At 65.2% G+C, this 25,255-nt stretch carries 22 protein-coding genes; 11 read left to right on the top strand and 11 right to left on the bottom strand.

Going from position 1 to position 25,255, the window contains the following annotated elements; genetic code table 11:
- Positions 1-93 precede the first annotated feature (93 nt).
- From F8R15_RS06870 to cobA, 5 genes are read right to left on the bottom strand one after another with little or no spacing between them, the layout of a single operon-like run.
- Positions 94-465, bottom strand: coding sequence for a DUF934 domain-containing protein (locus tag F8R15_RS06870; RefSeq protein WP_078546761.1), 372 nt, complete (start codon positions 463-465; stop codon positions 94-96).
- A complete protein-coding gene (locus F8R15_RS06865; RefSeq protein ID WP_078539441.1) occupies positions 462-1,232 on the bottom strand; it encodes a phosphoadenylyl-sulfate reductase in 771 nt (256 codons plus the stop codon). Before F8R15_RS06865 ends, F8R15_RS06870 begins: the two co-directional genes overlap by 4 nt.
- Entirely contained in the window at positions 1,219-2,886 is a 1,668-nt protein-coding gene (locus F8R15_RS06860) for a nitrite/sulfite reductase (RefSeq protein ID WP_152844075.1), read from the bottom strand. Before F8R15_RS06860 ends, F8R15_RS06865 begins: the two co-directional genes overlap by 14 nt.
- Before the next feature lie 3 nt (positions 2,887-2,889).
- Complete coding sequence (locus F8R15_RS06855) at positions 2,890-3,192, bottom strand: DUF2849 domain-containing protein (RefSeq protein ID WP_134332134.1); 303 nt, start codon at positions 3,190-3,192, stop codon at positions 2,890-2,892.
- Complete coding sequence (gene cobA, locus F8R15_RS06850; RefSeq protein ID WP_152844074.1) at positions 3,189-3,941, bottom strand: uroporphyrinogen-III C-methyltransferase; 753 nt, start codon at positions 3,939-3,941, stop codon at positions 3,189-3,191. Before cobA ends, F8R15_RS06855 begins: the two co-directional genes overlap by 4 nt.
- A gap of 141 nt (positions 3,942-4,082) precedes the next feature.
- Between cobA and F8R15_RS06845 the strand changes: the two genes are divergently transcribed.
- Complete coding sequence (locus F8R15_RS06845) at positions 4,083-4,544, top strand: Lrp/AsnC family transcriptional regulator (protein ID WP_078519325.1); 462 nt, start codon at positions 4,083-4,085, stop codon at positions 4,542-4,544.
- A 3-nt stretch (positions 4,545-4,547) separates the two neighbouring features.
- On the opposite strand, the gene F8R15_RS06840 is transcribed toward F8R15_RS06845, so the two are convergent.
- Complete coding sequence (locus F8R15_RS06840) at positions 4,548-5,738, bottom strand: cytochrome P450 (RefSeq protein ID WP_152844073.1); 1,191 nt, start codon at positions 5,736-5,738, stop codon at positions 4,548-4,550.
- A gap of 121 nt (positions 5,739-5,859) precedes the next feature.
- Here F8R15_RS06840 and F8R15_RS06835 point away from each other — a divergent pair, with 121 nt between their 5' ends.
- The 5 genes from F8R15_RS06835 (at position 5,860) to F8R15_RS06815 (ending at position 12,251) form a co-directional block, all read left to right on the top strand.
- The gene (locus F8R15_RS06835; RefSeq protein ID WP_152844072.1) at positions 5,860-7,608 is read left to right on the top strand and encodes an ATP-binding protein; all 1,749 of its coding nucleotides are present in this window, start codon (positions 5,860-5,862) and stop codon (positions 7,606-7,608) included.
- Entirely contained in the window at positions 7,605-8,831 is a 1,227-nt protein-coding gene (locus F8R15_RS06830; RefSeq protein WP_152844071.1) for a sigma-54 dependent transcriptional regulator, read from the top strand. The genes F8R15_RS06835 and F8R15_RS06830 overlap by 4 nt, the downstream gene beginning before the upstream one ends.
- A gap of 219 nt (positions 8,832-9,050) precedes the next feature.
- Entirely contained in the window at positions 9,051-10,061 is a 1,011-nt protein-coding gene (locus F8R15_RS06825; protein ID WP_152844070.1) for a TRAP transporter substrate-binding protein, read from the top strand.
- A gap of 114 nt (positions 10,062-10,175) precedes the next feature.
- Complete coding sequence (locus F8R15_RS06820; protein ID WP_152844069.1) at positions 10,176-10,859, top strand: TRAP transporter small permease; 684 nt, start codon at positions 10,176-10,178, stop codon at positions 10,857-10,859.
- 3 nt (positions 10,860-10,862) lie between these two features.
- The gene (locus tag F8R15_RS06815; protein WP_152844068.1) at positions 10,863-12,251 is read left to right on the top strand and encodes a TRAP transporter large permease; all 1,389 of its coding nucleotides are present in this window, start codon (positions 10,863-10,865) and stop codon (positions 12,249-12,251) included.
- A 319-nt stretch (positions 12,252-12,570) separates the two neighbouring features.
- Here F8R15_RS06815 and F8R15_RS06810 read toward each other — a convergent pair whose 3' ends face one another.
- The 3 genes from F8R15_RS06810 to F8R15_RS06800 all read right to left on the bottom strand — a co-directional run bounded on the left by F8R15_RS06810 (position 12,571) and on the right by F8R15_RS06800 (position 15,290).
- The gene (locus F8R15_RS06810) at positions 12,571-13,116 is read right to left on the bottom strand and encodes a polymer-forming cytoskeletal protein (protein WP_078519318.1); all 546 of its coding nucleotides are present in this window, start codon (positions 13,114-13,116) and stop codon (positions 12,571-12,573) included.
- A complete protein-coding gene (locus F8R15_RS06805) occupies positions 13,106-14,422 on the bottom strand; it encodes a M23 family metallopeptidase (RefSeq protein WP_152844067.1) in 1,317 nt (438 codons plus the stop codon). The genes F8R15_RS06810 and F8R15_RS06805 overlap by 11 nt, the downstream gene beginning before the upstream one ends.
- 364 nt (positions 14,423-14,786) lie before the next feature.
- Positions 14,787-15,290 carry a peroxiredoxin gene (locus F8R15_RS06800; protein WP_152844066.1) on the bottom strand — a complete coding sequence of 168 codons (504 nt, stop codon included), beginning with the start codon at positions 15,288-15,290 and terminating at the stop codon, positions 14,787-14,789.
- A 179-nt stretch (positions 15,291-15,469) separates the two neighbouring features.
- Between F8R15_RS06800 and F8R15_RS06795 the strand changes: the two genes are divergently transcribed.
- From F8R15_RS06795 to lpdA, 5 genes are all read left to right on the top strand, one after another.
- Positions 15,470-18,865, top strand: coding sequence for an AsmA-like C-terminal region-containing protein (locus F8R15_RS06795; RefSeq protein WP_152844065.1), 3,396 nt, complete (start codon positions 15,470-15,472; stop codon positions 18,863-18,865).
- An 8-nt stretch (positions 18,866-18,873) separates the two neighbouring features.
- Complete coding sequence (queA, locus tag F8R15_RS06790) at positions 18,874-19,935, top strand: tRNA preQ1(34) S-adenosylmethionine ribosyltransferase-isomerase QueA (RefSeq protein WP_152844064.1); 1,062 nt, start codon at positions 18,874-18,876, stop codon at positions 19,933-19,935.
- Positions 19,936-20,023: 88 nt separating this feature from the next.
- On the top strand, positions 20,024-21,337 hold the full coding sequence (locus tag F8R15_RS06785) for an MFS transporter (RefSeq protein ID WP_152844063.1): 1,314 nt from the start codon (positions 20,024-20,026) through the stop codon (positions 21,335-21,337).
- Between the two features lie 87 nt (positions 21,338-21,424).
- Positions 21,425-22,009 carry a DUF924 family protein gene (locus tag F8R15_RS06780; protein ID WP_152844062.1) on the top strand — a complete coding sequence of 195 codons (585 nt, stop codon included), beginning with the start codon at positions 21,425-21,427 and terminating at the stop codon, positions 22,007-22,009.
- A 36-nt stretch (positions 22,010-22,045) separates the two neighbouring features.
- The gene (lpdA, locus tag F8R15_RS06775; protein ID WP_078539426.1) at positions 22,046-23,440 is read left to right on the top strand and encodes a dihydrolipoyl dehydrogenase; all 1,395 of its coding nucleotides are present in this window, start codon (positions 22,046-22,048) and stop codon (positions 23,438-23,440) included.
- Between the two features lie 219 nt (positions 23,441-23,659).
- Here the strand turns inward: lpdA and htpX are convergent, their stop codons facing one another.
- Both htpX and F8R15_RS06765 read right to left on the bottom strand, forming a co-directional pair.
- Entirely contained in the window at positions 23,660-24,601 is a 942-nt protein-coding gene (gene htpX, locus F8R15_RS06770; protein WP_152844061.1) for a zinc metalloprotease HtpX, read from the bottom strand.
- A gap of 130 nt (positions 24,602-24,731) precedes the next feature.
- Positions 24,732-25,100, bottom strand: coding sequence for a rhodanese-like domain-containing protein (locus tag F8R15_RS06765; RefSeq protein ID WP_098410661.1), 369 nt, complete (start codon positions 25,098-25,100; stop codon positions 24,732-24,734).
- Positions 25,101-25,255 lie beyond the last annotated feature (155 nt).

Here is a 25,255-nt window from a genome sequence, read left to right as displayed (position 1 = left end):
GATCGGATACAGCTTGCGTGAGCGCTGGCCCTTGATCTGGCTCAATTGCCGGTTTCGTTATGGTCTATCGAATATCGCGGGCGGGTGAAAGCCTCAGCCGGCCAGTCGTGCGCGGTAGTCATGCGCGGCCCAGTCGGCGCGGAACAGCCATTGCGCCTGCGGCTGGCGCTCGGCCAGTTCCGGCGGAATCTCGACCTCGTCGAAGCCCACGCGCCGCGCCATCGCATATTGATCCGCGATCAGCGGGCCCGCAGCGCGCAGACGCCCGGTATAGCCGAGCGCACGGATGCGGCGCGCCAGCGAGAAGCCGCGCCCGTCCGAGAAGGTCGGGAACAGGACGCGGATCATCTCGGCGCCTTCGATCAGCGCAGGAAGGTAGCCCGCATCGGTCTCCGGCGCGATATCGAGGCTCGCCCCGGTGAAGTCGTCATTGTGGAAGCCGTCGTCGCGAACGATCACGCTCATGCCACATTCTCCTTGTTCTCAATCACTTGGCCTTCACTGTTCACACGGACGGCCTTGCCGCCGATGAAGTGGATGCCGCATTCGGTCTTGGCAGCGCCGCGCCAGCGGCCCGCACGTTCGTCTTCGCCCGGTTTGACGGGCGAGGTGCAGGGTGCGCAGCCGATCGAGGGATAGCCTTGCGCCACCAGCGGATGGCGCGGCAGGCGGTTCTCGACCATGTAATCCTGCACATCCTGCTTGTCCCAATGGGCGAGCGGGTTGATCTTCATCCGGCTGTCGGTCTCGATCTCGAAGAAATCGAGCGCCGCGCGCTGGCCGCCCTGAAAGCGTTTGCGCCCGGTGATCCACGCGTCATAGCCCGACAGCGCATTTTCCAGCGGCACCGTCTTGCGCAGCGTGCAGCAGGCATCGGTGCTGTACTGGTGCAGCGTGCCGTCCGGGTCGTCGCGGGCGATCGCGGCCTCATCGGCCTGGATCACCTGCACATTGGTCAGGCCCAGCTTGGCCGCGACGTCGCGCTGATAGGCGAGCGTCTCGGGAAACAGCATCTGCGTGTCGATGAACAGCACCGGCGTACCGGGCGCGATCACCGAGACCATATGCAGCAACACCACCGATTCCGCCCCGAAGGACGAAACCAGCGCGACATTGCCCACGTCGGGGTCCCGCAACGCCCGCTCCATCACCGCGGTTGCGGCGTGGTGGCGGTAGCGTTCGTTCAGCCCGGCGACGCGGGGGGCGATATCCGTTCCATCACTGAGCGGCATGGCGTTGAGCCTCTGCATAGAGCGCTTCCTTGAACGGGGCCGGGCCGAGGCGGCGCAGCGCGTCGAGGAAGCTCTCGGTGGCGCTTTCACGCAGCTCGAGATAGGCGCGCAGCAGACGCTCCAGCGCGGGGATCACCTCCGTATAGGCGAAGCCGGGGCCGGCCCGTTCGCCAAGCGCCATCGTTTCGGTCGCGTCGCCGCCAAGCGTGATCTGGTAGTTCTCCACGCCGGCACGGTCGAGACCGAGGATGCCGATATGGCCCAGATGGTGGTGACCGCAGGCGTTGATGCAGCCCGAGATCTTGATCTTAAGCGCACCGATTTCCTGCTCCAGTCCGAGATCGCGGAAATGGGTCGAGATCTGCTGCGCGAGCGGGATCGAGCGGGCCGTGGCCAGCGCGCAGTAATCCATGCCGGGGCAGGCGATGATATCCGAGGTCAGCCCGATATTCGCCGTGGCGAGGCCGCCTTTGCGCAGCGCTTCGAACAGCGCAGGCAGATCGGCCTTCGCGATATGCGGCAGGATCACGTTCTGCTCGTGGCTGATGCGCAGCTCCGACTGGCCGTAGCGTTCGGCCAGATCGGCGAGCAGGCGCATCTGGTCCGAGGTGGCATCGCCCGGAGGCGCGCCGTGATCCTTCAGACTGACCGTGACCACCGCGTAATCAGGGTTGTGATGGGGTGAGACCGAGCGCGCGGCCCAGTCGCGCAGAAGCGCGTCGACACTGAGCGAGGTTTCGAAGCTCTCGCTCTCCCGCGCAGGCAGCGCGGGCGGGGCGAATTGCGCCTTGAGATCGGCGAGGATCGCTTGGTCCGCGCCCTTGAACGCCGCGCGACGGGCCGGGAATTCAGCCTCGACCATCTCGGAAAACGTATCGATTCCAAGCTCGTGCACGGTGATCTTGATACGCGCCTTGTATTTGTTGTCGCGCCGTCCGGCGAGGTTCCACGCCGCCACGATCGATTCCAGATAGGGAAGCAGATCGACCGCGGGCAGGAAGCTGCGGATCTCCTTGCCGATCATCGGAGTGCGGCCGAGACCGCCGCCCAGGAAGACCTGGAACCCGATCTCGCCATCGTGCTCGACCAGTTGCAGACCCACGTCATGGGCGCGGATCGCAGCCCGGTCGGCCTCGGCGCCGTTGATCGCGATCTTGAACTTGCGCGGCAGGAACTGGAACTCCGGGTGGTCGGTGGACCATTGACGGATCAGTTCCGCATAGGGGCGCGGATCGGCGATTTCATCGGCGGCGGCACCCGCGAAGGCATCCGTCGTCGTGTTACGGATCGCGTTGCCCGAGGTCTGGATCGCGTGCATGCCCACATCGGCGAGCGCGTCGATCATATCCGGCACATCGACCAGTTTCGGCCAGTTGAACTGGATGTTCTGGCGCGTGGTGAAGTGCCCGTAGCCGCGATCCCAGGCATCTGCGATCTTGGCGAGCTGGCGCATCTGCCGGGCCTCGATCGTGCCATAGGGGATCGCCACGCGTAGCATATACGCGTGCAGCTGCAGATAGAGCCCGTTCATCAGGCGCAGTGGTTTGAACTCGTCCTCGGTCAGGCTGCCGTCGAGGCGGCGCGCGACCTGATGGCGAAACTGCTCGGCGCGCGCGCGGACGGCGGCGCGGTCGAAATCGCTGGGTTGGAACATGGATCAGCTCCCGGCCAGAGTGTTGTGGGGTAGCTCAATGGAGGGGCCGGAGGCGCGGAAGGCCTCGCGGAAATGCGCGGGCTCGGGGCCGTTCGGGCCGAGCGTGGCAGGCGCGAGATAGGCGCCCACGACTTTCTCGGGCTGGGCATTGGCCAGATCGAGCCACATCTCGGCAATCACCGGATCGTCGAGAAAGGCGGCGTCCTTGAGGCGCAGCACCCATTGGCCCGCGTCGTTCATGTAAACGACATGGCCTTCGCGCAGGTCATTGGCGCTGATCACGCCGGGGATGAATTTCTTGCTCATAGCACGGCCTCCTTGAGGGCGGTGCGGGCGTCGCGCGGGGCGAGCCCGAGTAGGATCACGGCGGGGCCTTTGGCCTCCGCGGTCACGGTGGGCAGGGTGGCGAGCGTCGCGGGGCGGATCACCTGATCGGCGCGCGAGGCGTTCTCGACAACACAGGCGGGGGTCGCGGGCGAGGCGCCGTGCATCATCAGGCGTCCTTGCACGTAGCGCGCCGCGCGCTTGCCCATATAGATCGCAGCGACCGCGCCGGGGCGGGCCAGCGCCGACCAATCCTGTTCTGCCAGCCCGTCTGCGTCATGCCCGGTGAGCAGGCGCAGCTCGCGATTGCGGCCACGTTCGGTCAGGCTCTGGCCAAGCGAGGCAGCGGCAGCGGAAGCTGCGGTGATGCCCGGCAGTACGCGATAGGCGATCCCGGCCGCGTCGAGCGCGTCCAGTTCCTCGCCCAGTCGTCCGAAGACACCCGGATCGCCCGATTTCAGGCGCAGCACGCGCTGGCCTTCCTGCGCGCGGCGGACGATCAGGGACGAGATGTCGCCTTGCTTCATCGACGGGCCGAAACCGGTCTTGCCGGTCTCGATCAGCTGCGCCTGCGGACCCGCAAGCGCGAGCACCTCGGCGCTCACCAGCGTGTCGTGCAGGATGACGTCGGCGCACATCATCTCGCGCAGCACCGCCACGGTCAGCAGGTCCGGATCGCCTGGACCGGCCCCGGCAAGGGTCACCCGGGTCTGAGTTTCGAGAGTTTCCATGTCACGCTCCTCGTCTGCGTCTTGAGCGTGAATATAGGAAATTATTCCGGTTTTTGACCATATACCCTTGCCAATAAGGACATTCGTTCCCTATGGATTTAGAGGGAGTGACAATCTCCTAACAAGCGGAGGGAAATCGGAATGGCGGTGCAGATCGACGAGCTGGATCGGAAAATCCTCGCGGAGCTTCAGGACGATGCGAGCCAGTCGCTCGACGAAATCGCGCGGAAAACAGGGTCTTCCAAGACCCCGGTCTGGAACCGGATTCGCAAATTGCGCGCGGCGGGGGTGATCGGAAAGCAGACCGCGATCCTCGATCCCGAGGCGCTTGGTTTCGATGCGTGCTTCTTCGTGTTGATCCGCACGTCGGAGCATGAGGCCGAGTGGCAGGACAAGTTCCTCGCCACCCTGCGCGCGCGCCCCGAGGTGATGGAAGCGCACCGTCTGGCGGGTGATATCGATTACATCCTGAAAGTGCGGGTCGAGAATGCGCGTGCCTATGACCGCTTCTATCAGGCGCTGATCTCGGAAGTGAAAATCCACAACGTGACCGCGCTTCTCTCGATGGAGGAGCTGAAATCTACCACCGCGCTGCCGCTGTGAGGCTCAGCGCTTGGTGTAGGTGACCTGCAGCTTCTCCAGCCCGTGGAAGTGGTAGAGATCCGCGTAATAGGGGCGGCGCGGCAGATCGAGCCCCTGTAGCCGCTCCATCAGCACCGGCAGGGCGAGTTTCAGTTCCAGCCGGGCAAGCGGAGCACCGATGCAGAAATGCGCCCCTGCGCCGAAGCCGAAATTCGTGCGCACGGGGCGCGACGGGTCGAAGACGCTCGCATCGTCCCAAGCCGACGGATCGCGGTTGGCACCGGCGAGCAACAGCCCGATCCGCTCGCCCTTGCGCAGCACCTGCCCCTGAAACTCCATGTCCTCATAGAGCCAGCGCGTGAATAGATGCAGCGGCGGATCGAAGCGAAGCAGCTCCTCGATGGTGCCGTCGATCCGCGCAGGCTCCAGCCAATGGGGGGCTACGGTCTGCTCGATCAGGGTTTTCACGCTGTTGCCGATCTGGTGGACGGTCGCCTCGTGCCCAGCGTTCAACAGCAAGATCACGGTGGAGATCAGCTCGTCGCGGGTCAGGTGGGTGCCTTCCTCTTCGACCGCGATCAGCTCCGAGATCAGATCGTCGCCGGGCGCTTTGCGGCGGGTCTCGATCAGATCGCCCAGATAGGCGGCAAATTCCGCCGAAGCGCGCGCGGCGTCTTCCTCGAGGCTGATATCGCGGCGCGCCTGATACATCTGCACCATCGCGTTCGACCACGCCAAGAGCTTGTCCGCATCGCTTTCGGGTACGCCCAGAAGCCGCGCGATCACGATCACCGGCAGGGGTTTGGCGAAATGTTCCAGCAGGTCGCAGCCGCCCTCGGGCATCTCGTCGATCAGCCGATGGCAGAGCGCGGCGATCTCGTCTTGCATCCCTGCGATCCGGCGCGGGGTGAAGGCCTTCGTCACTAGCTTGCGCAGCCGGGTGTGCGTCGGGGCTTCCAGTTCCAACATCGAATGACGCTCGATGGCGTAGAAGGGTTCGAGGTGCTTGGGGATGTCCACCGCCTGCTCGGGTGGGGCCTCGCGCCCCAGCCGCCGGTCGCGCAGCGCCATGCCGACAATCGCGGCCCGCGCGGTAACGCGAAACCCGTATTCGGGCCATTGCACGAAGGGGCCGCCTTGCCGCACCCGATCATAGAACGGGTAGGGGTTCTGGACGAATTCTGGATCGAGCGGGGATTGGGAAAGGGTCTGCATCGGCGCTCCGGTTACTCGGGGCCAGATTGGCCGCAACGCGCCCGGGGATGCAAGACCAAGCGAACGCTCCGCCTTGCATTGCCGCGCGGTAGGCCGCAAGGAAAGGGGCGGGAGAGTGCTGATGCTGGGCCGTGTCGCCATATTGCTGATCTGGATCGCGCTGACGCTCGCCGCCTCTATCGGGGTGTGGCGGGTCTCGGCGCGCGAGGGTCTGGCGCGGATCGAAGCGCAGGGACAGTCCGATCTGCGGCTGGCCTCGGATCGTCTGGTCGCGGCGCTGTTGCAGTTTCGCGAGGTGGCGGTACTGGCGGCCGATCATCCCGACGTCGTGGCGCTGGCGGCGCGTTTCGCCGAAGGGGGCAAGGAGGTCGGCACATGGCGCGATGCGGCGGTGAGCCTGACGCTGCAACGCCTCGCCGACCATGCGGGCGCGCGCGACATCTGGCTGATCGCACCGGGCGGCACTGTGCTGGCAGGCCCGGCGGACAGCCCTGACAGGGTCACAATGAACCGGGCGCTGGCGCGGGCGGCGCAAGGCGCGACCGGCTCAGAGCATTTCGTGGATCCCGATACCGGCGATCGGCTGTTCGTCTTCGCCGCGCCGGTCTTTGCCTCCGGCGGCAATGTTGCGGGGATCGTTCTGCTGCGGCTGAATGCCGAGGATGTCGAGGCCGAGGGGCGCGGCAACCCGGTGCCGGTCTGGTTCACCGATGATAGCGGCGTGAGTTTCCTGACCAACCGCACCGATCTGGTGCTGCTGTCCGAGCCCGGCGCAAAGCCCGATCCCGCGACATATCCGGCGGGGTCGCTCGCCGGGGTGCTGCACCTGCGCGAACGTAACCTTGCGGGGCATCGTCTGGTATCGGGGGATGGCTCGCTCTCCGGGCCCGCCTTGGACGTCTCGCGCGCCTTGCCGGTGATCGAAATGGAGGGCCATGCCCTCGCTGCCGCCGATCCGGTGCTGCGAGCGGCGCGACTTGCGGCGCTTTCGACTGCGGCCGGGTTTCTGGCCGTGGGGGCGGTGATGTTCGCCCTGTGGGAGCGCAGGCAGGCGCTCTCCGAGGCCAATGCCGCGCTCGAGGTCCGCGTGGCCGAACGCACGGCGGAGCTGTCGACCGCGAACGAGGAATTGCGGCGCACGCAGGCGGAGCTGGTGCAGGCGGGAAAGCTCTCGGCGCTGGGCCAGATGTCGGCGGGGATCAGTCACGAGCTGAACCAGCCGCTGATGGCGATCTCGTCCTATGCCGAGAATGCCGAACTGCTGTTGGATAGGGGGCGGGCCGAGGAGGCCGGCGAGACGCTCGGCAAGATCGGCGCGATGGCGCATCGCATGGCGCGCATCATCCGCAACCTGCGCGCCTTTGCGCGGCAAGAAAGCGAACCCGCGACCCGCGTCGGGCTGGCTGCGGTGGTGGAGAGCGCGCTGGAGATGCTCGACGAACGGCTGCGGCGCGCGGGCGTCACCGTGGACTGGCCGCGTCCTGATTTCCCCGCCATCGTGATGGGCGGCGAGGTGCGGCTGAGTCAGGTCGTCATCAACCTGATCTCGAACGCGGTCGAGGCGATGGAGGGGCAGCCCGAGCGCCGCCTGACGATCCGCATGGCGCGCGCGGACGGGATGATCCGCCTGAGCCTGCGCGACACCGGGCCGGGTATCGCCGATCCGGACCGCATCTTCGATCCGTTCTACTCGACCAAGGAGGCGGGATCGGCGGAGGGGCTTGGCCTCGGCCTCTCGATCTCTTACGGGCTGGTGCAAGGGTTCGGCGGCACCCTGCGGGGCGAGAACGTGCCCGGCGGTGGCGCGCGTTTCACCATCGAGTTGCGCGAAGCCACGGCCCAACCCAAACCGATCGAGGTGGAGACATGATGCGCCGGGTTCTCTTTGTCGATGACGACCGTGCGGTGCGCGAGGCGCTGGGCCAGACGCTGGAACTGGCGGGGCTGAAGCCGACGCTCGCGGGCAGCTATATCGAGGCGAAGGACCATATCTCGACCGAGTTCGAGGGGGTCGTGGTCACCGATATCCGGATGCCCGGCAAGGACGGGTTCGCGCTGCTGGACCTCGTGCAGAAGGCCGATGCGGAGCTGCCCGTCGTCCTGCTGACCGGCGAGGCGGATGTGCCGATGGCGGTGCGCGCGATGGCGGCGGGTGCTTTCGATTTTCTGGAAAAGCCCTGCACGGGGAAAGACTTGCTGGCCGTTGTTGAGAAGGCACTCGAGACCCGTGCGCGGGTGATGGAGGCGCGCTTTTCGCGGGCGGCAGGCAAGCGCGGTGACGCGGCGGCGCGGATTTTGGTCGGTAGCTCTCCGGTGGCGGAGGGGTTGCGCGAAGCCGCCCGACGCGCCGCGCGCTCGGGCGCCGAGGTGCTGATCACCGGGGCGCCGGGGGCGGGCAATTCCAAGCTCGCCGAGGTGATCCATCTGCTCTCGACCAATGCACGCCGCCCCTTCGTGAAGCTTGCGGCGGCGGGCCTCGACGTCGCGGCGTTGGAGGCGGGCTTTGCGCAGGCCGAGGGCGGGACGCTTTATCTTGATGAGGTGGCCGACCTGCCGCGCCCCGCACAGTTCGCGCTGATCGAATTGCTGGAGACGCGGCCCGCTACGCGCCTCATCGCGGGCACCTATCGTGATCTGCCGGGCGAGGCGCGGGCCGGGCGCTTCCACCCCGATCTCTACTGGCGGCTGGAAGCGCTGAAGGTGCGCATCCCCTCGCTGTCCGAGCGCCCCGAGGATATTCCCGCGCTGTTTCGCCATTACGTCGCCACCGCCTGCGAACAGGCCAATCTGCGCGCCCCCGAAATCCCGCCCGAGATGACCGCGCAACTGATGGCGCGCGACTGGCCCGGCAATGCCCGTGCGCTGATGTCCGAGGCGATGCGCTTCGCGATGGGGCTGGAGGCGGGGGAGCCGCCCGAGGAGCTTGGTCTATCCGAGCGCATGGCGGCGGTCGAGAAGTCGCTGCTGGCCGAGGCGCTGACCCGCGCGGGCGGCAATGCGACCGAGGCGGCGGCGGCGCTGAAACTGCCGCGCAAGACCTTCTACGACAAGCTCGCGCGCCACGGGCTGCGGCCCGAGGAGTATCGGGACTAGCGGCGGGCGAGGATTCGCACGAAGCCGCATCTATCTGTGCGGGATTTCGCACACACCTCCGCGCGTCCGAATGAGCCTCTCCTCCTAAGATGCTGATTTCGAGCAGATAATGCCCTTCTCACAAGAGTTTCACGAAACAGTTGATCGCATCTCTCGGCGGCTTTCTGCTGACCCCAATGCCGGGGAGGACCGGCGTGACATGAATTCCGGGAGGACATTATGAAGAAATTTACCGCCGCCGTTTCGGCGCTCGCTCTCATGGCTTCGGCCTCGGTCGCTATGGCCGATCCGACGCGCTGCGACGAAGGCGAAATGGTCATCAAATTCAGCCACGTCACCAACACCGACAAGCACCCGAAAGGGATCGCTGCTGCGCTGTTCGCCAAGCGCGTGAACGAAGAGATGGACGGCAAGGCCTGTGTCGAGGTCTACCCGAACTCGACCCTCTACAACGATGACCAGGTTCTGGAAGCAATGCTGCAGGGCGACGTGCAGATGGCCGCGCCGAGCCTCTCGAAATTCGAGACCTTCACCAAGAAATACCGCATCTTCGATCTGCCCTTCATGTTCAAGAACATGGACGCCGTGGACGAATTCCAGAATTCCGACATCGGCCAGAATATGAAAGAGGCGATGGTGCGTCGTGGTCTGCTGGGTCTCGATTTCTGGCATAACGGCCTCAAGCAGTTCTCGGCCAACAAGCCGCTGCTCGTGCCGGGCGACGCCAAGGGTCTGAAGTTCCGCGTGCAGCCCTCCGACGTGCTGATCGCGCAGATGGAAGCGCTGGGTGCCTCGCCGCAGCCGATGGCCTTCTCGGAAGTCTATGGCGCGCTGCAGACCGGCGTTGTCGACGGGCAGGAAAACACTTGGTCGAACATCTACGGCCAGAAGTTCTACGAAGTTCAGGACGGCATCACCGAGACCAACCACGGTCTGCTCGACTACATGGTCGTGACCTCGGTCGACTGGTGGGACAGCCTCGACCCGGCAATGCGCGACCAGATTAAGTCGATCCTCGACGAGGTCACCAAAGAGCGTAACGCCGCGATCAATCAGGTGAACGAAGAGAACCGTCAGGCGATCCTCGACGCCGGTGCGACGATCCGCGAACTGACGCCCGAGCAGCGCCAGCAATGGGTCGACGCGATGAAGCCGGTCTGGGACCAGTTCAAGGATGACGTCGGTCAGGAAAACATCGACGCAGCGCAGGCGATCAACGCCAAGCACTGATCAGGAACGGACGGGCGACGACCCCCACTCGTCGCCCGATCTCACGGCGCGCGCGGTCCCCCCACTTACCCGCGCGCGCCACTTTCAACTCTCGACCTCAGACCGGAGTGAGCCATGAGCCAGCGCTATGAGCCGCGCAACGGGTTTTCGCGGGCGATCCATCATCTGGAGGAGACGCTGATCGCGTTGATCCTCGGCACGATGACCGTGATCACCTTCGTCAATGTCGTGCTGCGCTACGTCTTCAACTCCTCGCTGATCTGGGGGCTGGAGACGACATTGATCCTCTTCGCCTGGCTGGTTCTGCTGGGCATGAGCTACGCGGTGAAAGTGACCGCGCATCTCGGCGTCGATGCGATCATCAACATGCTGCGCCCCGGGCCGCGCAAGGCCATGAGCCTCTTCGCGGCGGGACTGTGCATTCTCTACGCGGTGCTGCTGCTGAAAGGCGCATGGGATTACTGGGCCCCCTTCGCGGGCTTCGATCAGACCTCCGGCCGCTGGTTCCCGACGGGCTTTCAGGACACCCGCGACCGCGCCTTCTACGAGACCGATCAGGTGCCGATCGCGGATTGGCTCGCCGTCTGGCTGGGCGACCGGTTCAACATGGGCGAGGCCTATGACAAGCTGCCGCGCTTCATCCCTTACCTGATCCTGCCGATCGGCGTGACTCTTCTGCTGATCCGCTTCGTGCAGGCGGCAATCGGGGTCGCCGTGGGCAAGCGGTCGGCGCTGATCGTGAGCCACGAAGCCGAAGACCAAGTGGCCGACGTGGCCCATATCAACAAGGGTGACTGAGGCATGGATATCCTGTTCCTTTTCGTGATGGTGATCGGCTTCATGCTGATCGGCGTGCCGATCGCGGTCTCTCTGGGTCTCGCGTCGACGCTGTTCCTGCTGATCTTCTCGGACGCCTCGCTCGCCTCCATCGCGCAGTCGCTCTATGACGCGATGGACAATCACGCGACGCTGCTGGCGATCCCGTTCTTCATCCTCGCCTCGAGCTTCATGTCGACGGGCGGGGTGGCGCAGCGCATCATCCGCTTCGCCATCGCCGTAGTGGGCCACCTGCCGGGCGGTCTGGCCATCGCGGGCGTCTTCGCCTGTATGCTGTTTGCGGCGCTCTCGGGCTCGTCGCCCGCCACCGTGGTCGCCATCGGCTCCATCGTTATCGCGGCGATGCGGCAGGTGGGCTACTCGAAGGATTTCGCCGCCGGCGTGATCTGTAACGCGGGCACCTTGGGCATTCTGATCCCGCCGTCGATCGTGATGGTGGTCTATGCTTCGGCGACCGACGTGTCGGTGGGCCGGATGTTCCTCGCGGGCGTCATTCCGGGCCTGATGGCGGGCGTCATGCTGATGGCCACGATCTTGTTCTTCGCGATCAAGCGCAACCTGCCGAAAGGCGAGTGGCAGGGCTGGGGCGAGGTCGCCGCAAGCTTCGTCGACGCCTTCTGGGGTCTGATGCTGATCGCGATCATCATGGTCGGCCTCTACGGCATTCCGGGCATCACGGGTGGCATCTTTACCCCCACCGAGGCCGCTGCCGTCGCCGCCGTCTACGCGTGGTTCGTCGCGAACTTCATCTATCGCGACATGGGCCCGCTCGATGAGGGCGAGCAGAAAACCTCGCTTCTGAAGAAGCCGCAGGCGCTGATCACCGCCATCTGGCACAAGGGCACGCGCGATACGCTGTTCGAAGCAGGCAAGCTGACGATCACGCTGATGTTCATCATCGCCAATGCGCTGATCCTCAAGCACGTCCTGACCGACGAGCAGATCCCGCAGAAGATCACCGAGGCCCTGCTTGGTGCGGGTCTGGGCAAGATCATGTTCCTCGTGATCGTCAACATCATCCTGCTGATCGGCGGTCAGTTCATGGAGCCCTCGGGCCTGATCCTCATCGTCGCACCGCTGGTCTTCCCGATCGCGATCGAGCTGGGCGTCGATCCGATCCATCTCGGCATCATCATGGTGGTGAACATGGAGATCGGGATGATCACGCCACCGGTCGGCCTGAACCTCTTCGTGACCTCCGGGGTGGCGGGGATGCCGATCATGCGGGTCGTGAAAGCGGCCGCGCCCTTCCTCGCCGTGCTCTTCGTCTTCCTGATCCTGGTCACCTATGTGCCATTCCTGTCGACATGGCTGCCGACGATGGCGATGGGGCCGGAGACGGTCGTGAAATAAACCGCGCGGGGCAGGGGCCGAACCCGGCCCGATCGCCCCGCCATTCTGACCTGGCGCGCCCGTGGCACTCCCACGCGGCGCGCTTTTCTATGGGGGCAGGTCTAGGGGACTCTGCCCCCCGCGCTGCGCGCGCCCCCCGTGATATTTCGACCAAGGCGAAAACGCAGGATATTCTTTCGGCTTGGCCGAAATATCCCGGGGTGAATTCGCGAATGCGAAGAGGGGCAGCGCCCCTGTTGCCCGCTCGGGACGTGACACCGGCGCAAAATAAAAGGGCGACCCGATCGGCCGCCCCTCCTGCTCTGGCTATCGCCTGATTTTATTTCTGTTCCGACCCCGTCGGCGCCGGCGCTGCTGCGGCGGTCTCGGAGGCCGGGGGCGCGAGTTTCCGCGTGCCCTGACCGGTCTGCAGCGGGTCGTCCTGACGCTGCACCGAACCTTCGAAATGCGCACCGCTCTCGATCGCGATGGTCTTGTGGATGATGTCGCCTTCGACACGTGCGGTCGAGGTCAGGCGCACCTTCAGGCCGCGCACACGGCCCACGACGCGGCCATTGACCACGACGTCGTCTGCCATGATCTCACCCTTGATCGTGGCGCTTTCGCCGACGGTCAGCAGATGGGCGCGGATGTCGCCTTCGACGGTGCCTTCGATCTGGATGTCGCCGGTCGTCTTGACGTTGCCGGTGATGGTCAGGTCCGAGGAGAGAACCGAAGGCGCGGGCTTCGAGCGCGGCGCGGCGCTCGGCGTATAGTCGCTCGAGCTGGACGTCGGGCGGCTCGGAGCGGTCGAGCTCTCACCGGTTTTGGGCTTGTCGCCGTCGGCCTTGGGGCCCGGTTCATGGATTTTCGATTTAGAAAACATTCTTACCAGCCTTGATGAAGGTCATCGGGTTAATTGGCTTGCCTCCGAGCCGGATCTCGTAGTGCAGATGCGGTCCCGTGGAGTGTCCGGTATTGCCCATATCAGCAATCCACTCGCCTTGCGACACTTTTTGCCCCACTTTCACGTGGAATTTGTTGAGGTGGCCGTAGCGGGTGGTAATGCCGAACTCGTGGCGGATCTTGACGATATTGCCGTAGCCACGCTCGTGCTCGGCGGCGATCACGACGCCATCGGCGGGGGCATAGACCTTGGTGCCGATCGGGGCGGCCATATCGACGCCCTCATGCATCCGACCCCAGCGCCACCCGAAGGGCGACGAGAAGCGGAAATGCGCCTTCACCGGCATCGAGAAGGGCAGCTTGTCGACGGCGATGCGATACATGTTCATCTCGTCGAGCTTGCGCAGGATGTTCTCGGCGCGCGCGGTGTCGCCATCGAGATCGGCCGTGCCCTTGGTCGAGAGCGAGATCGGCGAGAGCGGCCCGCCGGTGCCCGAATAGCCCCGTTTGATTTCCTTGAGCACGTGATCGGGGTCCATGCCGGCCTGTTTGAAGACCTTGTCGAGCGGCTCCATCGAGATTTTCACCGCCCCTTCGAGCGTGGTGAAGATTTCGTCGTTGCGCTGTTCGAGGAGACGCTTCTGCAGCGCGATCTTGTCCATCTGCAGTTGCGCGGTCTTGGCATCGGCATTTGCGGTGTCGCGTTCCTTCGCGGTCTCGCCGAGCGCGGTGGACAGCATGTCGACCGTCTTCTCCATGTCCTCGGCGCGGGCGATCGGCGTCGGACCCGCGTCTGGGCCTTTGCCCTCGGCTTTGGCCAACGCGAGCCGGGCTTTGTCGCGCTCGTCCATGGTGCGGCGCAGGGTGGCCTGGATCACGCCGATCCCGGTTTCCAGCTCGCGCTTGCGTTCTTCCGAGGCGAGCAGCGTGGATTGCATCTTCGAGACCTGCTCGAGGGCGGTCTGGAAGCGGTCCTGGGCGGCGAGGGCTTCGGCGGCGCGGGCGTCACGCTCTTGCGAGAGCGCGTCGAGGCGGCGCTCGAAGGCGAGTTTCGCGACCTTGTCGTTCTGCTCGGCCCCGCCGGAGGAAATTCCGTCGATGAAGAGCATCGAGGTTGCGGCCATCGACCACACGAACACACCTGCGCCGATCGCCAGTACACTCGCTTGGGTGAGGGGGCGCAGTCGGACGAACCGCGTGGCGCTGTCTGATTTCAGAAACAGCCGCTGTTCGGGCAGGATGCGCTCGAGACGGGTGTTCAGGCGGTCGAGAATGCGTCTAGGCAAGCCGGTCGGTCCTGTGTTTGTTTCGGATCAAGCGCGGCCACGGGGCCGCACGTCACTTGCGGCGGCGCACCCGTCCTGCTTGTGGATAAGTCCTCCGCCCTTGAGCAATGGGATTACCAAGGGGGGCAGGTCCGGGCAACCTCTTTCCCCCTCGCATTTGGTCACGGTTCCCTCGCGCGCGCGGTATGAGCGGTTTTCTGCCCAAAAGGCCGCGTTGCCCGGCGGTTTCGGTCCCGCCAGTCATCTCTGCGTCACGTTGGTGTGATCCGCGCTTGCCGCCGGGCGCGCGCCACACAACGCCCCCGCGGCGCGACATCTGTCGCCCGCTAACGGGGCATCCGGGGCGCTGCGCCCGCTTGGCGGGTCAGCCCAGGTCGCGGGCGGCTTCGAGCACCTCTTCGGCGTGGCCTTTGACTTTCACCTTCGGCCAGACCCGCGCGACATTGCCGTCCGCGCCGATGAGGAAAGTCGCACGAACAATGCCCCAGAAGGTTTTGCCATACATCGATTTTTCGGCCCAGACGCCATAGCTTTCGCAGGTCTCGCCGCCATCGTCCGAGGCGAGATAGATGCCCAGATCATGCTTGGCGCAGAAATTCTCGTGCTTCTTGAGGCTGTCTTTCGAAATGCCGATGACGACCGCGCCAGCCTCGGCGAAGTCCGGGGCGAGCCGGGTGAAATCGAGCGCCTCGGTGGTGCAGCCGGGCGTGTTGTCCTTGGGGTAGAAATACAGCACGACCGGACGGCCCGCAAAGGCCGACAGCGTCAGATTTCCGTCTTTCGTGATCGGATTTCCGAGCGTTTCGAAGCTCTTGCCGCCCGTCGCGGGAAGGGTGAACTCCGGCGCTTTTTCGCCTGTCTCGATCATTGGGGAACCTCCTTGCAGTTTCGGGGCTTACTTTCCACGCCCGCTTGCGCGAGACTTAACCACGAGGCAGGAGACCCGGGCAAGACCGCGCGCGGTGGGCCCGGCATAAGAGACGGGGTCGGCACGCGCCGCCGCCGAGGGAGAAAAAGCCCCGATCCAACGGGCGCAAGACGAACGGTATGGAGAGACAGCGTCCCGATAGTCGCGAAACGTCCGGCGCGCCCGAAAGGGCGAGCGATGCGTCGTTGAGCGATGCCGAGATGCCCAAACCCGAGGCCGAGACCCAGCCCGGGACAGAGACGCCGGTGAGCCGTGGCCGCCGTGCCCGCACCGGTCTGCTTCTTGTTCTCAGCTTCCTGTTTCTTGGGGTCGTGGCTGCCGGTGCCTTTCTCGTCATCACGCATCGCGCGGTCGCCGTGCCGCAATGGATCGTCGCGCGCATCGAGACCCGCGCCAATGACGCCTTGCAAGGCCAGATGCGGGTCCGGCTGTCCGGCGGGATCGATCTTTACATCGACGATGGCATCCGCCCCCGGATCCGCCTGAACACGGTGCGGCTGGAGCGGCCCTCGGGGCTGCCGATCGCGGTCTTGCCGGAATTGCGCATGACGCTCTGGGCGGAGCCTTTGCTGCGCGGGCGGGTCGAGCCGCGCTCGTTTCGGCTGCGCGGCGCGAGCCTGTCGCTGCATCGTCTGCCCGACGGCAATCTGGATCTCGATTTCGGCGGCGGCAATCGCTTCGCCAATATCGACTTGAATAACGCCTCCGATCTCATTGAGACATTTGAGAAAACCCTGGAGGTTCCGGCGCTGTCTCGGCTGCAGCAGATCAGTGCGGAAGACCTGCAAATCCGGCTGATGGACGAGCGGCTCGACCGGCTCTGGAAGGTCACCGATGGCCGCTTCAAGCTGACTCAAAGCGACAGTGAAATCTCGGTCGCGCTGGGGTTCGATCTGGGCAGCGGGCAGACGAAACCGGCGCAGGTCGCGCTGTCGATGACCACGCAGAAAGCCAGCCGTGAGGCTAGTTTCGGGGCCGCCGTGACCGCGCTTCCGGCGCGCGATCTGGCGGTGCAGGCCCCGGCGCTTGCGGCGCTCGGTGTGCTCGATGCGCCGATCTCGGGGGCGCTGCGCTCGGGGCTCAACGACAAGGGCGAGCTGACCGGGATGAACGCGATGCTCGAAATCGGGCGGGGCGCGATCCGGCCCAATGAGGGCGTGAACCCGATCCCGATCGAGAACGGCAAGCTTTATCTCAACTACGATCCGAAACGGCAGCGCGTCGAGGTCTCGACGCTTTCGCTCAACAGCCGGGCGCTGCGCCTGAAAGCGGCGGGCCACACCTATCTGCGCGATCTCGAAGGCGGGGTGCCGCAGAAGATCGTCGGCCAGATCGCGATTTCCGATCTGCAGCTCGATCCGGCGGGCCTGTTCGAGAGCCCGGTGCAATTCGCGCAAGGCGCGGTCGATTTCCGGCTGAACCTCGATCCGTTCCGCATCGATATCGGCCAGCTGGAACTCAACGATCAGGGCGACACGACGATCTCGGCGCGCGGCAAGGTCAGCGCGGAAAAGGACGGCTGGAAAGTCGCGCTCGATGCCGGGATCGACCAGATCGACCAGACCAAGCTGCTCGCGCTCTGGCCGCCCGCGGTCGTGCCGAAGACCCGCGAATGGCTCGAGAAGAACGTGACCACGGGCCAGCTGCGCAATGCCCGCGTGGCGCTGCGGTTGGTGCCGGGCGCGCAGCCGAAACTGGCGCTCGGCTACGAGTTCCGGGGCGCGGATGTGCGGATCATCAAAACTCTGCCGCCCGTGCAGCAGGGCCGGGGCTTTGCCACGATCATCGACACGCGACAGGCGCTCAAGGTCGAGGAGGGGCATGTGACCGCGCCGTCGGGCGGGCGGATCGAGGTGACGGGCTCGTCGCTCATCGTGCCCGATATCCGCATCAAACCCGCCCCGGCGGAGGTCACGCTGATGACGCGCTCTCCGATCCCGGCGGCTCTGTCGCTGCTCGACCAGCCGCCGTTCGAATTCCTCAGCAAGGCGGGCATGAGCACCGACGTGGCGCAGGGCTGGGCCGAGGCGCGCTCGGTGATCCGCTTGCCGCTGAAGCCCAATGTGCCGCAGGACGAGATCGATTTCGACGTGACCGCCCGGCTGACCGAGGTGAAGAGCGACACGCTGGTTCCCGACCGGCCGCTACGGTCCGATTTGCTGACGCTGAAGGCCGATCCGAAAGGGATGACGATCTCGGGCAAGGGCACTCTGTCCGGTGTCGGGTTCGATGCCGCCTGGACGCAGAAATTCGGACCGGAGAACAAGGGGCGCTCGGAGGTCGCGGGCACGGTCGATGTCAGCCCCGATGGGCTCGACCGGCTGGGGATCGCGCTGCCCAACGGTATGGTGCGCGGCTCGGGTAAGGGCCGTATCGCGCTCGAGCTGCGCAAGGATCAACCGACGCGGTTCACCTTCGCGAGCGCGTTGCAGGGGATCCGCCTGTCGATCCCGGAAATCGGCTGGAGCAAAGCGCCGGGCAGTGCGGGCGATCTGAAAATGTCCGGCACGCTCGGCGCGCCGCCGCAGGTCGACAGCCTGTCGCTGAGCGCGGCGGGGCTGAAGGCGCAGGGCGACATCACCTTGAACAAGGGCGGCGGGCTGAACCGGGCGCGGTTCTCGAGCCTGAGCGTCGGCAACTGGTTCACCGGCAGCGTCGATCTGATCGGTCAGGGCAAGGCGCGCCCGCCGAAAGTGAATGTCACCTCGGGCAGGCTGGACCTCGCCAAGGCGGATTTGGGCGGCGGTGCGGGTGCCAGCGCGAGCGGTGCCGGCACGGCGATCAGCGCGTCGCTCGACCGGCTGCAGATTACGGATGGCATCGCGCTGACAGGCTTCCGGGGCGATTTCAGCACGCGCGGCGGCCTCTCGGGCCGGTTTCAGGGGCAGCTCAACGGCAGCGCGCCGATCGACGGCACGGTGATCCCGGCTGCAGGCGGGCGCGTCTCGGTGCGCGCGCAAACCCGCGACGCAGGCCGCGCGCTGGCGGCGACCGGGATCTTCACCAAGGCCCGCGGCGGGCAGGGCGCGCTGGTGCTGACCCCGCTTGGACAGAAGAGCTATGACGGAAAGCTCACGGTCGCCAATCTGCGGGTGAAGGACGCGCCCGTTCTGGCCTCGCTCCTGTCAGCGGCCTCGGGTGTGGGGCTGCTGGAGCAGCTCAGCGGTGATGGCATCCTGTTCAGCTCGGTCGATGGCGCCTTCCGCTTGACGCCCAACGGGGTGAGTGTCACACGGGGCGCCGCCGTGGGGGCCTCTATGGGGGTGACGATGACGGGCAACTATTACCCGCAATCGAAGACACTGAACATGAAGGGCGTGATCTCGCCTTTCTATCTCGTAAACGGGATCGGTCAGGTCATCTCCAAGCAAGGCGAGGGGCTTTTCGGGTTCAACTACTCGCTGCGCGGAAGCTCCGATGCGCCGAAGGTCTCGATCAATCCGCTGTCGGTGCTCGCGCCGGGCGGTCTGCGCGAGTTGTTCCGGGCGGGGCCGCCCAAGGTGCTGAGCGAATAAGGCTGACGATGAAGCTAGACGATTTCGATTTCGAGCTCCCAGAGGGGCTGATTGCGACGCGGCCCGCGCGCCCGCGCGATGCGGCGCGGCTGCTGCTGGCCGAGGGCGATGCGATCCATGACCGCCATGTGCGCGATCTGATCGACATCTTCCGCCCCGGCGACCGGCTGGTGCTCAACAACACCAAGGTGATCCCGGCGCGGCTTGCGGGCACGCGGACCCGGCAAAGCGCGCAGGGCGAGGTGGTCGCGAAGGTCGAGGTGACGCTTCTGGAGCCCGCACCGGGTGGCGAATGGTCGGCGCTGGCCAAGCCGTTGCGCAAGGTGAAGGAAGGCGAGGAGATCGTCTTCTCCGACGCGCTCTCGGCCAGGGTCGAGGCGATCGAGAACGGCCAGCTTCGGCTCAGCTTCAACCTGTCGGGCGACGATTTCGACGTGGCACTGGCTGAGGCGGGGGCGATGCCGCTGCCGCCCTATATCGCGGCGCTGCGTGCCCCCGATGACGAGGACAAGCGCGATTACCAGACCGTCTTCGCACGCCATTCCGGCGCGGTCGCTGCCCCGACCGCCAGCTTGCATTTCACGCGCGAACTGCTGGAGGCGCTGGCCGCCAAGGGCGTGGAGTTCACCGAAGTCACGCTCCATGTCGGCGCGGGCACCTTCCTGCCGGTGAAGGTCGAGGACGTCACCACCCACAAGATGCATGCCGAATGGGGCGAGGTGAGCGAACAGGCGGCAGCCGAGATCAACGCGACCAAACAGGCGGGCGGCCGCGTCATCCCCGTCGGCACCACCGCGCTGCGCCTGATCGAGAGCGCCGCGCGTGCCGAGGGTGGGGCGAAAGGCCATATCGTGCCCTTCCGCGATGCCACCGACATCTTCATTTATCCCGGCTTCGAGTTCCGCATCACCGACGCGCTGATGACGAATTTCCACCTTCCGAAATCGACGCTGCTGATGCTGGTCTCGGCTTTGATGGGCCAGGACCGTATACGCGAAATTTACGATCATGCGGTTAAGACGGGCTATCGTTTCTTCTCTTACGGCGATGCGTCGCTTCTAATTCCGTAGAGTCGCTTTCAGGGCTTGGAAATGTCTTCGCTGCGGACTAGATGCCGCGACACGACGCAATCCAAATCATTCCCCGGGAGTCCAAGACATGTTGTTAGTGCTGCGCCAGACATGGCCGCTATTGCTGGGCATCATGCTCTTGATGGTCGGCAACGGGATGCAGGGCACGCTGCTTGGTATCCGCGGCAAGATCGAGGGTATCGACACTTTCTACATGTCGCTCGTCATGTCGGCCTATTTCGCGGGCTTCCTGTTCGGGTCGCGCATGGTGCCGGAGATGATCGCGCGCGTCGGTCATGTGCGGGTCTTCGCGGCGCTCGGTTCGCTGATCTCGGCGATCCTCGTTCTTTACGCCGCCTTCCCGAACTGGCCCTCCTGGGTGGCGCTGCGCGTGCTGATCGGCTTCTCCTTCTCGGGCGTGTATATCACGGCGGAAAGCTGGCTGAACGCGGGCTCGACCAACGAGACGCGCGGGCAGGCGCTGTCGCTCTACATGATCATGCAGATGTTCGGCATCGTCACGGCGCAGGCGCTGCTGAACGTGGGTGATCCGGCGGGCTATCTCCTCTTCGTGATCCCCTCGGTGCTGGTGTCGCTGTCCTTCACGCCGATCCTGCTCGCGGCCTCGCCCGCACCCAGCTTCGAGACGATCCAGCGAATGACCTTCAGGCGGCTCTGGGAGGCCTCACCGCTGGGCATGGTGGGGATTTTCCTGCTGGGCGGCATCATCTCGGCGATGTTCGGCATGGCTTCGGTCTGGGGCACCGCCGAAGGGCTCAACGTGAAGCAGATTTCGGCCTTCGTGGCGGCGATCTATGTGGGCGGCCTCTTCCTGCAATATCCGATTGGCTGGGCTTCGGATCGGATGGACCGGCGCCGCGTGATCATGGGCGCGGCGCTTGTAGGTGCGGTAGTGACCTTCGCGATCTTCGCGACGAACCCGCCCTTCTGGGTGCTGCTGATCGGGGCTGCGCTGATCGGCGGTGTGGCCAACCCGCTCTATTCGCTGCTGATCGCCTATACGAATGACTATCTCGATTATTCCGATATGGCGTCCGCTTCGGCGGGGCTGATGTTCATCAACGGGCTTGGTGCGGTGGCGGGGCCGCTGGTGACCGGTTGGCTCATGAGCGTCATGGGACCGGGCGGGTTTTTCCTCTATATCGGGGTGCTCTGTGCCGGGATCGCGGGCTATGCCGCGTGGCGGATGACGCGCCGCGAAGCGCCTTCGGCGGACGAGACCGGCTCCTACACGCTGCTCTCGCCGACGGCGACGGCGGTTGCGGTCGAGGCCCGTCTCGAAGTCGCTCAGGAAGAAGCGGAAGCGGAAGCGGAGGCCGAAGCCGAGGCAGATGCGGACGAGCCGTCCGAGGCCGACAAGCGCACCGAGACCACCGGCTGACGCAAGCCCCCTTTGCCTGCCCCTGCGCTTGCCCTACCATGATCTGAAGATCAGGCGGGGCAGGCACGGCAGGGGAGGGCCGTTACCATGGATCGCATCAACGAGATTATACGCTTCTGGCGTATCGAGGTCGGCGAGAAATACTGGTATCAGTCGAGCGAGCAGATCGACGCCGCGATCCGGCGTCGCTATGCGCCGCTCTGGCAGGTGGGCGCGCAAGGCGCGCTGAGCGAATGGGAGCGTAACGCCGAGGGCGCGCTGGCGCTTTTGCTGCTGCTCGATCAGTTCCCGCGCAACATGTTTCGCGAAGACCCGCGCGCCTTTCAGACCGACCCAATGGCGCGCCGCCATGCCGATCGCGCGATTGCCGAAGGGTTCGACCTGCAGATCGGCCCGCCGCTGCAGCAATTCTTCTACCTGCCTTTCATGCATTCCGAGGAACTTGCGGATCAGGATCGTGCCGTGTCGCTATTCGCCGAGCGCTGGCGCTCGGAGGATAACCTGCGCCATGCGCGCGCACATCGTTCAGTGATCGAACGGTTCGGGCGCTTCCCTTGGCGCAATTCCGCGCTAGATCGCGAAACGACGCCCGAGGAACAGGCATTTATGGAACAGGGCGGCTACCGCAAAGCGCTTGCGGATGCGGATGAGTTGAAGCTGTCCGTAAAATAGTTTAATGCCAAACCAGTTTCTGACCGGAGGGAAGACATGGCATCGAAAAGCTACGACATGATTGTGATCGGGGCAGGGCCGGGGGGCTATGTCAGCGCCATCCGGGGCGCACAGCTGGGCCTCAAGGTCGCGATCGTAGAGCGCGAGCATCTGGGCGGCATCTGCCTCAACTGGGGCTGTATCCCCACGAAGGCGCTGCTGCGCTCCGCCGAGGTGTTCCACCTGATGGAGCGCGCGAAGGATTTCGGCCTCAGCGCCGAGAAGTTCGGCTATGACCTGGACGCGGTGGTGAAACGCTCGCGCGGGGTGGCCAAGCAGCTCGCCTCCGGCGTCGGCCACCTTCTCAAGAAGAACAAGGTCGATGTCGTGATGGGCACGGCGAAGCTTGCCGGCAAGGGCAAGGTTTCGGTGAAAACCGACAAGGGTAGCGAGGAACTGACCGCCAAGAATATCGTGCTGGCCACCGGCGCGCGGGCGCGCAACCTGCCGGGGCTCGAGGCCGACGGCAAGCGCGTCTGGTCCTACAAGCACGCGCTCAACCCGCCGCACGAGCCGAAGAAGCTGCTGGTCATCGGCTCCGGCGCGATCGGCATCGAATTCGCCAGCTTCTTCAATACGCTGGGCGCCGAGACGACGGTCGTCGAGGTGATGGATCGCGTGCTGCCCGTCGAAGACGAGGAAATCTCGAAATTCGCCAAGAAGCAGTTCGAGAAGCAGGGCATGACGATCCGCGAGAAGACCACCGTGACCAAGCTCGACCGCAAGGCCGACAAGGTCATCGCGACGCTCGACAAGGGCGGCAAGACCGAGACGCTGGAGGTCGACACCGTGATCTCCGCCGTCGGCATCGTCGGCAATGTCGAGGATCTGGGCCTTGAAGAGGCGGGCGTGAAGGTCGACCGCACCCATGTCGTGACCGACGAATACTGCCGCACCGGCGTCGACGGGCTCTATGCCATCGGCGATATCGCGGGCGCACCGTGGCTCGCGCACAAGGCGAGCCATGAAGGTGTGATGGTGGCCGAGCTGATCGCGGGCAAGCACGCCCATCCGGTCAAGCCGGGCTCGATCGCGGGCTGCACCTATTGCCAGCCGCAGGTCGCCTCGGTCGGCATGACCGAAGCGAAGGCGAAAGAGGCGGGCTACGACATCAAGGTCGGCCGCTTCCCCTTCATCGGCAACGGCAAGGCGATTGCCTTGGGCGAGAGCGAAGGTCTGGTGAAGACCGTGTTCGACGCGAAAACCGGCGAATTGCTGGGCGCGCATATGGTTGGCGCGGAAGTGACCGAGCTGATCCAGGGCTATGTCGTGGGTCGTCAGCTGGAGACCACCGAGGAAGACCTGATGAACACCGTCTTCCCGCACCCGACCCTGTCGGAGATGATGCACGAGTCGGTGCTCGACGCTTACGGGCGCGCGATCCACTTCTGATCGGATGTGCCGAGGAATGCGGAAGGCCGGGGGTGACCTCGGCCTTTTTGTTTTGGTGATAAGGGACGCGCCCGAGCCCCGGGTGGGCGCTGCGCGTCGCCTGTGGCCGGGCGGTTTATCCCGCAAGCCCGCAAGTCGGATGTGCCCGCGCTGGCATCGCCAATGCGCCCTCCCGGGGGGAGGGTCGGGCGCGGCCCGGGGCTGGTCGCCCCGTGCCGGTTATGACCAAGGCCCGTTCTTGCCCTTCCGCCGCACCTTCGGCATCGAGCGCGCGCCGCTCCAATCGCCCGTAGCCGGAGCAGGGGTCGCGCGCTCACGACGTGCACCCGTACCGCCCGCAAGCTGGCGCAGCGCGGCCACGCGGTTCTCGGTCGAGGGGTGGGTGGCGAAGAGGTTATCCGCGCCATGCCCGCTCAGCGGGTTGATGATGAACATATGCGCGGTCGCGGGATTGCGCTCGGCGGCGACATTCTCGACCCGGCGCGCGCCCGCCTCGATCCGCTGCAGCGCCGAGGCCAGCCAGAGCGGATTACCGCAGATAGCAGCGCCTTCCTTGTCGGCCGCATATTCGCGGGTGCGCGAGATCGCCATCTGCACCAGCGCCGCCGCCATCGGGGCGAGGAACATCATAGCCAGCGTCCCCATGATCCCCATCCGCTCGCGCGAGCCGCCGAAGAACAGCGCGAAATTCGCCAGCATCGAGATCGCACCGGCGAAGCTCGCCGTCACCGTCATGATCGCGGTGTCGCGGTGCTTGATATGGGCCAGCTCGTGGGCGATCACGCCGGACAGCTCCTCGCGCGACAGGCTCTGCATCAACCCGGCGGTCACCGCGACGGCGGCATTCTCGGGGTTGCGGCCGGTGGCGAACGCGTTGGGCTGCGGCGTGTCGATCAGGTAGACGGCGGGCATCGGCAGGTCGGCATTTTTCGCCAGTTGGCCCACCAGCGCGTTCAGCCCCGCGCGGTCGCCCGGCGCCACCAGATGCGCGTTATGCATCCGCAGCACCATCTTGTCCGAATTCCACCACGAAAAGACATTCATCCCGGCGGCGAAGATCAGCGCGATCACCATGCCGGTGGCGCCCCCCATCAGGTAGCCCAACCCCATGAACAGCGCCGTCATCGCCGCCATCAGCATCGCAGTCTTGGCATATCCCATCGTGATCATCTCCACGCGAAAACACTCGGTCTCGATATAGGCACGCGACGCGCCCACGCAATTCCGCGGGCGCGCAAAACAAAAGGGGCCCCGGCGGGACCCCTTCAAAATCATGCGATGCAGCGCGCGCTCAGCGTTCGATTTCGCCACCGCCCGCGTGCCAGTCATGCAGGCCGCCGAGGTTGTAGACATGCTCGTAGCCAAGTTGGGCGAGCATCTGCGCCGCACCTGCCGAACGCGCGCCCGAGGCGCAATACAGAGCCACCGGCTTCGACGTGTCTAGCTTGGGATGTTTCTCGGGGCTCGACGGGTCGGCCTTCATGCGGATCGTCGCCAGCGGGATATGCAGCGCGCCCTTGGCCTTGCCCGAGCTTTTGACTTCCATGCCCTCGCGCACGTCGACGACGGTCAGTTCGCCGGCTTTCGCCTTGGCCACGGCGTCTTTCGCCGAGATTTTTTCCACGCGGCCACCGCCGGACGGACGAAGGAAGTTCAGCATCTCAATACCTCTTGCGTTCGCTGGACCCGAAAGATCCGTTTCCCGCCTCATGTGGCAAATGCCGGGAGGCTTTCAAGAGCATTAGCGCGGAACGGAGCGAAAATACATTCAAGAAATGGAATTTAATGCCGATCTGCCACGATTTTGATCGTGCT

The organism is Thioclava sp. JE_KL1 (assembly GCF_009296265.1).
Lineage (GTDB): Bacteria > Pseudomonadota > Alphaproteobacteria > Rhodobacterales > Rhodobacteraceae > Thioclava.
The sequence above is the reverse complement of the archived record's forward strand: the minus strand, read 5'-3'. Positions and strand labels throughout refer to the sequence as shown.